The following is a 9345-nucleotide window of genomic DNA, read 5'->3' as shown; positions in this document are numbered from 1 at the left end:
CCGTGAGGGCGGCTTCCGCGATGACAGAGGGCGCGGCGACGACGCGCGTGCTCGGCGGGACGGAGCGGAGCAGGCCGACGGCACGGCGGCTCCGACGCTGCCCGACGAGATCCTCGCGACCGACCTCGACAAGGACGTTCGCGCCGAGTTGCTCTCGATCGCCAAGCCGGTCGCGGAGACGGTAGCGCGCCACCTCGTGGCGACCGGGCAGCTGATCGACGAGGACCCGGAGCTGGCGCTGGCGCATGCCCTGGCCGCGCGTCGCCTGGCATCGCGGATCTCCGCGGTTCGGGAGGCCGTCGGGCTGGCCGCGTACCACGCTGGCGAGTGGCAGACGGCGATCGCGGAGCTGCGGACGTACCACCGGATGAGTGGTCTGCAGAGTCACCTGGCGGTCATCGCCGACTGTGAGCGGGCCCTGGGCCGCCCCGAGCGGGCGATCGACCTGTTCCGTGGCGCCGACCAGGAGAAGCTCGACCGGGCCGTCGCGATCGAACTGCTGATCGTGGCCGCTGGTGCCCGAGGTGACCTCGGACAGCGGGACGCGGCCGTGGCCATGCTCCAGGTACGCGAGCTGACGTCCGAGACGGCGGAGCCGTGGACGGCGCGACTGCGGTACGCGTACGCCGATGCTCTGCTGGCCGTCGGACGGCGCGCGGAGGCCCGGGAGTGGTTCTCCCGTGCGGCGGAGGTCGACGCCGACGCCGAGACCGACGCGGCCGAGCGGCTGCTCGAACTCGACGGCGTGCTCATCGAGGGCGACGAAGAGGACGAGGCGGCCGAGGAACTGGTCGCCGGCCCGGGTGCGCCCGGAGCCGTCGAGGCCCAGCCGGACACCGACGTGTCCGGGGCAGCTGTCGCGTTCGCCGAACGCGCCGGTGACGACGACGCGGACGACGACGACGCGGACGACGACGACGCGGACGACGACGACGCGGACGACGACGACGCGGACGACGACGAGGACGGCGCGACCGAGGACGTGACCGTCGCCGTCGCCATCGAAGGCGAGCCCGGTGACGCTGTGAACGCGGACGACGCGGTCGAGGACAGCGCGGTGGAGAACAGCCCGGTCGTCGCGGTCGTCGAGGGCGACGCGGTCGAGGACGTGGCCGGGGAGGCTGCGGACGAGGAGCGGGACGACGACGCGGTGGTGCCGCCGACGGTTACGCCGGTCGACGGTGCGGACCGTTCCGAGGAGAGTGGCTCGCCGGAGTCGGAGACGCAGCGGCGATGAGCGGTGGCGGGGAGCGGCTGGTCGACGGCTACGCCTTGGTCGTCTTCGACCTGGACGGCGTGATCTACCTGATCGACCGGCCGATCCCCGGCGCGGTCGAGGCCGTCGCGCGGCTGCACGACGAGGGTCGGGCCGTGGCGTACGCGACGAACAACGCGTCGCGTCGCGCGGCCGACGTCGCCGACCTGCTCACCGGAATGGGTGTGCAGGCCCGGTCGGACGAGGTGCTGACCAGCGCCGGGGCCGCCGCCCAACTGCTGGGTGAGCGGCTGCCCGCCGGGGCGCCCGTGCTGGTGGTCGGTGCGGAGGCGCTGCGTTCCGAGGTCGCTGCGGTCGGGTTGAAGCCGGTGTCGCGGGCCGAGGACTCGCCGGTGGCGGTGATTCAGGGCTACGGTCCGCAGGTGGGTTGGGCTGACCTGGCCGAGGCGGCGGTGGCCGTGCGGCAGGGTGCGTCCTGGATCGCGACGAACACCGACCGGACGCTGCCCAGTGGTCGGGGACCGCTGCCCGGCAACGGTGCGTTGGTGGCCGCGTTGGCCACGGCGCTCGGGCGGGAGCCGGACGAGGTGGTGGGCAAGCCCGCACCGGAGTTGTTCGCCACCGCCGCGCGTCGCGCCGGTGAGGGGCGGACCCTGGTGGTCGGTGACCGGTTGGACACCGACATCGAGGGCGCCAACCGGGCCGGGCTGGACAGTCTGCTGGTGCTGACCGGTGTCAGTGACGTGCCGGAGTTGCTTGCTGCGCCGTCGGATCGGCGTCCCACGTACGTCGGCTGGAATCTGGCCGGGCTCTTCGACCCGGCGGAGGTGGTGCGGGTGCCGGCGCCGGCGGGTGACGTCGGCGGCTGGCACGTGGTCACCGGCGCCGACGGCTGGGAGTTGGCCGGTGCCGGGCGTCCCCTGGACGCGCTTGCGGCGCTCTGCGCGGTGGCCTGGTGGCATCGGCCGACCGGTGTACCCCGGGCGGCGTCGGCGGAGGCGGCGCAGGCGTTGGATGCTCTCGGCCTGACCTCCTGACCGCGCTCAGAGCAGCTTGCGGAGCTTCATCAGGTCGAACGGGTTCGCCTTGATCGACACCCGGCGGTTGGCCACCGCGCGGGTGACGTCGAGTTCGCCGCGGACCAGAGCGACCAGGTCGTCGCTTGTCGTACTCAAGGCGATCTTGGCTTTGGGGTCGTCGCCGTCGGCGAGGTCGATCAGCCGTCCGTCGCTGATCCGGCCGTGGAAGGCGGTCTCCAGGTCGGTGATCCGGCAGGCCAGGGTGCGATCCAGGTCGACCCGCTCACGGACGGTCTGCGCGTTGCTCTCCAGCCGGGCGGCCAGATCCTGCAACGCCTGCCGGCACTCGTCCACCGTGGCCACCATCGCCTCCTCACCACACCACGTCATCCCCCGGGCACCGTACCGCACGGGGTGGTCCGGGTGGCCCGGTAGCGTGACACCTGCAGACCCGCCGGGTGGAAGGAATCAGGCATGCAGGACGCGTGGCGCGCCTACCTCGAACTGGCCATGGGCTTGACGGAGGCGCCTCGGAAGAAGGCGCAGGACGCGGTGCGTCGGGCGATGGGCTCGACCGGCGCGACCGCCGCTCAGCTCCAGGCCCTCGCCGACGAACTCCGTGCGACCGGAGCGGCGAACCGGGAGTCGCTGACCAAGCTGGTGCGGTTCGAGGTCGAGCGGGCGCTCGGTGCAGTGGGGTTGGCCAGCGCCGACGAGGTGGCCGAGTTGGAGCGCCGGGTGCGGGAGTTGGAGCGCCGGCTGCGGACGGCCGGCGGGGCGGGCGGTCCGGCGTCGTCCGGCGACGGTGCGTCGGTGGGTACGCCTGCGACCGCTGCGGCGGCTCCGCCCAGCAAGGCCCTGGCCAAGCAGACCGTGGCGAAGAAGGCGGTCGCGAAGAAGGCGGTCGCGAAGAAGGCGGTGGCCAAGAAGGCGGTGGCGACGCAGCCGGTCGCGAGTTCCGGCGAGGAAGCCGGGGACGCGGCGGTGGCCAAGCGGCCGGCGACGAAGGTCGTGGCGAAGAAGACGGTCGCGAAGAAGACGGTGGCCAAGAAGGCAGCTGGTGGGTCCGGCTCGGCGCGTCGAGCGGACACGGACGGCGCGGCATGAGTGCGCCGGGGCCGCTGCCGGGGCCACGTCCGGGTCCGCCGCCGCGTCGCTTCAGCGCGGAGGACACCGACGACGTCGAGCACCCGGCGGTGCAGGCCGCGGTCCAGGCGATGGCCAACGCCGCGGCCCTGGCCCCGGCCGACCAGATCGCGCAGTACGAGGCCGCGTACCAGACGTTGCGGGAAACGCTGGCCACCATCGATCAGGCCTGAGGAGACCGTCGGTCAATGGCACGTCGAAACCGGTTGGACGCCGAACTCGTCCGCCGTGGCCTGGCCCGTTCGCGGGAGCAGGCAGCCGCTCTGGTGGAGGCCGGTCGGGTCCAGTTGCGGGGGGTGCGGGCTCACAAGGCCGCTGCCATGGTCGATCCGGCCGATCCGCTGCTGGTCACCGGTGACGATCCCACCTCGGAGTACGTGTCCCGGGGCGGCCACAAACTGGCCGGGGCGCTCGCCGCGTTCACTCCCGGCGGGTTGACGGTGGCCGGTCGACGCTGCCTCGACGCCGGCGCGTCCACCGGGGGCTTCACCGATGTGCTGCTGCGCGCCGGTGCAGCCGAGGTGGTGGCGGTCGACGTCGGCTACGGGCAGCTCGCCTGGTCGCTGCGCAACGACGAGCGGGTACGGGTCTTCGAGCGCACCAACGTGCGGACGCTCACCACCGACGTGATCGGTGGTCCCGTCGAGCTGACCGTCGCCGATCTGTCGTTCATCTCGCTGCGCCTGGTGCTGCCGGCGCTGGCGGGCTGCACCGACGGGGACCTCGTGCTGATGGTCAAGCCGCAGTTCGAGGTGGGCAAGGAGCGGGTCGGTGCGGGCGGGGTGGTGCGGGATCCGGCGCTTCGGGCCGAGGCGGTGCTCGATGTCGCGGCAGCGGCTGCCGGGCACCAGTTGGGTCTGGTGGACGTGGCGGCCAGCCCGCTGCCCGGGCCGAGCGGCAACGTCGAGTTCTTCGTATGGTTACGCCGGGGCGCGCCGCCGGCCGATCCGCAACGGGTCCGGGCGGTGGTCGCCGCCGGGCCGCAGGGCCCGACGATGTCCGGGGAGGTGCCGGGCGCGGCGACGGAGGAGGTCGCAGGGTGAGCGCGAACAGTGGGCGTCGAACGGCACACCCGTACCGGCCGCTCGCCGGTCGGCGGGTTGGTGCCGTGACCGAAGGGTGGGGCCGGTGAGCCGGACCGCTCTGCTGGTCACTCACACCGGCCGTCGCCGCAGCACCGAACACGCCCGGGCGGTGGCCTGCGACCTGATCGCCGCCGGTTTCGAGGTGCGGGTGGTCGCCGAGGAGGCCGAGGATCTGGACCTGCCCAAGGTCATTCCGGTCAGCGGTCCGCAGGCCGCCGATGGCGCGGAGATCGTTTTCGCGCTCGGTGGCGACGGCACGTTCCTGCGTGCGGCGGAGTTGGCCCGGCCGGCGAAGGTGCCGTTGCTGGGTATCAACCTCGGCAAGGTCGGTTTCCTGGCCGAGGCGGAGATCGATGACCTGGACAGTGCGGTCAGTGACGTGGTCTCCCGCAGCTACACCGTCGACGAGCGGCTGACCGTCGACGTCACGGCCGAGTTCGACGGCGGGCCGACCATCGAGTCCTGGGCGTTGAACGAGATCAGTGTCGAGAAGGGCGAGCGGGCCCAGATGCTGGAGCTGATGGTCGATGTGGATGGTCGGCCGTTGTCGCGGTACGGCTGCGACGGCGTGGTCTGCGCCACCCCGACCGGGTCTACCGCGTACGCGTTCTCCGGTGGCGGGCCGGTGGTCTGGCCGGAGGTGGAGGCGTTGCTGCTGGTGCCGATCAGTGCGCATGCGCTGTTCAGTCGTCCACTGGTCACCGCACCCACGTCGACCATCTCGATCACTGTTGATCCGTACACCACGCTTGCGGTGTTGTCCTGCGACGGTCGGCGCGTCTACGACGTGCCGCCGGGGGCGCGGATCACCGTGCGGCGGGGTGCGCTGCCGGTGCGGGTCGTGCGGCTGCGGGATCGGCCGTTCACCGATCGGCTGGTGGCCAAGTTCGACCTGCCGGTGCAGGGCTGGCGGGGCTCGCGTCGCTGACCGCTCCCGCTTCGTGAGGCCCCGGCGGTAACCTGCCGGACACCTGTCCGCCGTCCGGCGGTCCGTCCGGTGTCCACCTGGCGACATGTCGCCGGTGCGGCGTGCCGCGACTAGTGACCGTGCGATGCGGCGCGTCGCAGACTCCGAGCAATCGATCTTCGATGGATCGGGCCCCCGGAGCAGAGGAGCGCATCGCATGCACAGGCCCCCACGCTGGCTGATCGCCGGCGCGGTCGGCGCGTTGGCCGTCGGACTCGCCACACCCGTGTCCGCCGACCCGCCCGCTCACCCCACCGGCCCGGTGCCCGGGCTGACCGCCCCCGGTACCGGACCCGTCCGGATCACCCTCATCACCGGTGACCAGGTCGACCTCGTGCCGGCGGCGCCCGGTCGGGTCGCCGCGACCGTCCGTCCCGGCCCCGGCCGGGAACGGGTCATCTTCCAGACCCTGCAGGTGGACGGCGGGCTGCGGGTGATGCCCAGCGACGTCCTGCCGTACGTCTCCAGTGGCGTGCTCGACGCCGACCTGTTCGACGTGCAGGAGTTGGTCGAGGAGGGCTACGGCGACGACGCGCAGGGTGTCCTGCCGCTGATCGTGCGCTACCAGGAGCCGGCGTCCGGTCGGGTGCGGCCGCTGGCCGCCGTCGCCGAGGCGCGCCCGTTGGCGAGCATCAACGGTGCTGCCGTGCGGGTCGACAAGGACGATGTCGGTGGCCTGTGGAAGCAGTTGGCGGGCACACCGGCGGCCCGTCAGGGCGACGCCGCCCCGGCGCTGGGTGCCGGCATCGCCGGCGTCTGGCTGGACGGGCGGGTGCGTCCCGCCCTGGAGCACAGTGTGCCGCAGATCGGCGCGCCCACGGCCTGGGCGGCCGGCCGCGACGGCAGCGGTGTCACCGTGGCCGTGCTGGACACCGGCATCGACGCCACCCACCCGGACCTGGCCGGTCGGATCGTGCAGGCGCGGGACTTCTCCCGCAGCGGCAGCGCCCACGACGGTCACGGTCACGGCACGCACGTCGCCGGGATCGTCGCCGGCAGCGGTGCCGCGTCGGACGGTCTGCGCAAGGGTGTCGCCCCCGGCGCACGGCTGCTGGTCGGCAAGGTCCTCGACGACAACGGCTCCGGCTACGACTCGGACGTCATCGAGGGCATGGAGTGGGCCGCCCACTCCGGCGCGAAGGTGATCAACATGAGTCTCGGTGGCGAGGCCACCGACGGCACCGACCCGACGAGTCAGGCGCTCAACGACCTGAGCGCGCAGACCGGGGCGCTGTTCGTGGTCGCTGCCGGCAACGCGGGCGAGGCGCGTACCGTCGGCTCGCCGGGCGCGGCCACGGCGGCGCTCACCGTCGGGGCGGTGGACCGCGCCGACGAGTTGGCGTGGTTCTCCAGCCGCGGGCCGCGCGTCGGTGACAACGGTCTGAAGCCGGAGATCACCGCGCCGGGCGTCGGTATCGTCGCGGCCCGGTCCGCCGGCACCGGTATGGGTACGCCGGTGGGTGAGGCGTACACGACCGCCTCCGGCACCTCGATGGCCGCTCCGCACGTGGCCGGTGCGGCGGCGATCCTCGCTCAGCAGCACCCCGACTGGAACGCCGGGAAGCTGAAGGATGCGCTGGTCAGTACCACGACGGCGAATCCGCGGTTGACGGTCTTCGAACAGGGTGGTGGCCGCGTCGACGTGGCCCGGGCGCTCGGCCAGCGGGTGTACGCCTCGGCCACCGCCGACGTCGGTCGGGTGGCCATCGGTGGCGGTGCGGTCGAGCGGCGCGTCACGTACACCAACGGCACGGACGCGGCGCAGACCCTGCGGCTCGCCCTGGACCTGCGGCACCTGGACAGCGGGAAGGCCGTGACCGGTGGGGTCGACGTCGCGGCGGGTCAGGTGAGCGTGCCGGCGGGTGGCAGTGTGCCGGTGTCGCTGCGGGTGGACCCGGCGAAGCTGGCCCCCGGGCCGCACGGGGGCTGGCTGGTGGCGACCGGCGCGAACGGGGTGGTGGCCCGTACGGCGGTCGCCTTCACCGTCGCCCGTCCGCAGCGCAAGCTCACCGTCACCGTGCTGGACAGGCAGGGTCAGCCGGCCCTGTCGCCGGGACTGACGGTCTTCGGTGAGCAGCCCGAGTCGGACTACTGGGGCCCGTGGGCGGGGACGGACACGCTGCTGGTCGAGGAGGGCACGTACCTGCTGACCGCGATGGTCGAGCATGGCGCGCCCCTGGACGAGCAGCTGACCTCCGTCATCGAGCCGGAGCTGACCGTCGACCGGGACATGAGCGTGGTGCTGGACGCGCGTAAGGGTGTCCCGGTGCGGATCGAGACGCCGAAGCCGACCGAGCAGCGGGCGTCGCTCAGTTACTACGTGCACCGGGTGTTGGGCAACGGCCGGCAGATCGACCACGGGGCGATGGCGTTCAGCACCGTGCAGCAGGTCAACGTCACACCGACCCGGCCGGTGCGTACGGGTCAGTTCGAGTTCGCCTCCCGTTGGCAGCTCGTCGCGCCGATGGTGGAGGCGAAGATCAGCGGGGTGTCCGGCTCGTCGGACATCAACCTGATGGGTATGTCGCCGGCGCCGACCGGCCGGCGGAAGCTGCCGCTGGTCTTCGCCGGCACCGGCACGCCCGCCGAGTTGACCCGGGTGCGGGGTGCGGCCGCGCTGCTCACCGCCGACCCGCGCCTATCGGAGGAGGAACAGGTCGCCGCCGCCGCGGCCGCCGGCGCCGCCGCGGTGCTGATCGTGCGGCCGGCGGATTTCAGCGCCTGGACGGTGTGGCGTCCGGAGGGGGACCGGCTGCCGGTGCCGTCGCTGGTGGTGGCGTACGACGACGGGCAGCGGCTGATCGCGGCGGCGCGTAAGGGCCGCACGACGCTGGACCTGACGTTGACCGTGGACAGCCCGTACCTCTACGACGTGTGGCAGGTGTCGACGGGGCGGGTGCCGGAGCGGATCGTGCACACGGTGACGGCGAAGAACACCGCCGAGGTGACCGCGAGCTACGGCGGCACCGGCGCGGGGTGGGCCACCGAGCAGCGGTTCAGTTGGCGTCCGTGGCAGACGCACTCCTGGAACGACGACCAGCGGATCGTGCGCAACGGCACGACCCGGCAGGAGTTCGTCAGCGCCGGAGACAGCTGGTGGCAGCACCGGGTGCTGCACAAGGTGATGTTCATGCAGTGGGGGCCGCTGGCCGACGGCCTGAGCCAGCAGCCCCGGCGGTACGGCGCCGGCGACCGGGTGACCGAGACCTGGCACGCCCCGGTGGTCCGTCCGGCGGTGCCGGCCGGTGCCCAGTCGGTGCCTGCGCGTACCGGTGACACGTTGGACCTGCAGGTGGCCGAGTTCGTCGACGCCGACGGTCACTTCGCTGGAGCCGACACCGGTGAGGAGCCGTCGACCGTCGAGGTGCGCCTGAGCCGGGACGGGCGGCAGATCGCGGACCTGTCCGACGGGTGGGCGCCGGTGCCCACCACCGCCGGTTCGGCCCGCTACCGGCTGGACGTGTCCACCCGACGCTCGTCGGCGGCGTGGCGTTACGCCACCCGTACCGAGACGGCGTGGCAGTTCACCTCGGCCCGCCCGGCCGGGGAGCGGCCCACGCCGCTGCCGCTGTTGCAGGTCGACTACCAGGTTCCTGCCGACCTGCAGGGTGCGGTGCCGGGCAAGCGGTCGCACAAGCTCGGGCTGACCCTGCGCCATCCGGCCGGGGTGCCCGCGCCGACCGGCACCAGCCTGCGCGTCGAGGTGTCCTTCGACGGTGGGCGGAGCTGGCGTACGGCTTCGGTGAAGGCGCACGGCGGCCGGTACACCGCCACGGTGCCGGCCGGTCGGGGCAGTGTGTCGCTGCGGGTGCAGGCCAGCGACCGGGCCGGAAACAGTGTCGAGCAGACCGTGATCGACGCGTACGGGCTGCGCTGAGGCGCCGGCTGCGGGCGGGGCGGCCGGGTGGCTGT

Annotated in this window: 7 protein-coding genes and 1 pseudogene; 7 read left to right on the top strand and 1 reads right to left on the bottom strand. The window is 73.1% G+C overall.

Annotation, left to right across the window (positions count from 1 at the left end):
• Positions 1-148 precede the first annotated feature (148 nt).
• Positions 149-982: pseudogene (locus tag Vgi01_RS27890) on the top strand (Replicase polyprotein 1ab); the annotation flags it as partial.
• A gap of 251 nt (positions 983-1233) precedes the next feature.
• The gene (locus tag Vgi01_RS27885; protein ID WP_204293043.1) at positions 1234-2253 is read left to right on the top strand and encodes an HAD-IIA family hydrolase; all 1020 of its coding nucleotides are present in this window, start codon (positions 1234-1236) and stop codon (positions 2251-2253) included.
• Positions 2254-2259: 6 nt separating this feature from the next.
• Here the strand turns inward: Vgi01_RS27885 and Vgi01_RS27880 are convergent, their stop codons facing one another.
• Entirely contained in the window at positions 2260-2598 is a 339-nt protein-coding gene (locus Vgi01_RS27880; protein WP_043723725.1) for an SCP2 sterol-binding domain-containing protein, read from the bottom strand.
• A gap of 111 nt (positions 2599-2709) precedes the next feature.
• Between Vgi01_RS27880 and Vgi01_RS27875 the strand changes: the two genes are divergently transcribed.
• The 5 genes from Vgi01_RS27875 (at position 2710) to Vgi01_RS27855 (ending at position 9310) form a co-directional block, all read left to right on the top strand.
• Complete coding sequence (locus Vgi01_RS27875) at positions 2710-3342, top strand: hypothetical protein (RefSeq protein ID WP_204293042.1); 633 nt, start codon at positions 2710-2712, stop codon at positions 3340-3342.
• Positions 3339-3554, top strand: coding sequence for a hypothetical protein (locus tag Vgi01_RS27870; RefSeq protein WP_013732850.1), 216 nt, complete (start codon positions 3339-3341; stop codon positions 3552-3554). The genes Vgi01_RS27875 and Vgi01_RS27870 overlap by 4 nt, the downstream gene beginning before the upstream one ends.
• A 15-nt stretch (positions 3555-3569) precedes the next feature.
• Positions 3570-4424: a TlyA family RNA methyltransferase gene (locus Vgi01_RS27865; RefSeq protein WP_102659707.1), complete on the top strand. Its 855-nt coding sequence runs from the start codon at positions 3570-3572 to the stop codon at positions 4422-4424.
• 85 nt (positions 4425-4509) lie between these two features.
• Positions 4510-5394 (top strand): NAD kinase, encoded by an 885-nt coding sequence (locus Vgi01_RS27860; RefSeq protein ID WP_204293041.1) that lies wholly within the window; start codon positions 4510-4512, stop codon positions 5392-5394.
• Between the two features lie 196 nt (positions 5395-5590).
• Entirely contained in the window at positions 5591-9310 is a 3720-nt protein-coding gene (locus Vgi01_RS27855) for a S8 family serine peptidase (protein WP_204293040.1), read from the top strand.
• The last annotated feature ends 35 nt before the right edge of the window (positions 9311-9345 follow it).

It is taken from the genome of Micromonospora gifhornensis, from assembly GCF_016863515.1.
Classification (GTDB): domain Bacteria; phylum Actinomycetota; class Actinomycetes; order Mycobacteriales; family Micromonosporaceae; genus Micromonospora; species Micromonospora gifhornensis.
This window is presented reverse-complemented; position numbering and strand designations above follow the sequence as displayed.

What these genes read in the sequence shown, in the direction of transcription:
- Vgi01_RS27875 (WP_204293042.1), top strand. Translation starts at nt 2,710, where the DNA reads ATGCAGGACGCGTGGCGCGCCTACCTCGAACTGGCCATGGGCTTGACG.
- Vgi01_RS27870 (WP_013732850.1), top strand. Translation starts at nt 3,339, where the DNA reads ATGAGTGCGCCGGGGCCGCTGCCGGGGCCACGTCCGGGTCCGCCGCCG.
- Vgi01_RS27855 (WP_204293040.1), top strand. Translation starts at nt 5,591, where the DNA reads ATGCACAGGCCCCCACGCTGGCTGATCGCCGGCGCGGTCGGCGCGTTG.
- Vgi01_RS27885 (WP_204293043.1), top strand. Translation starts at nt 1,234, where the DNA reads ATGAGCGGTGGCGGGGAGCGGCTGGTCGACGGCTACGCCTTGGTCGTC.
- Vgi01_RS27865 (WP_102659707.1), top strand. Translation starts at nt 3,570, where the DNA reads ATGGCACGTCGAAACCGGTTGGACGCCGAACTCGTCCGCCGTGGCCTG.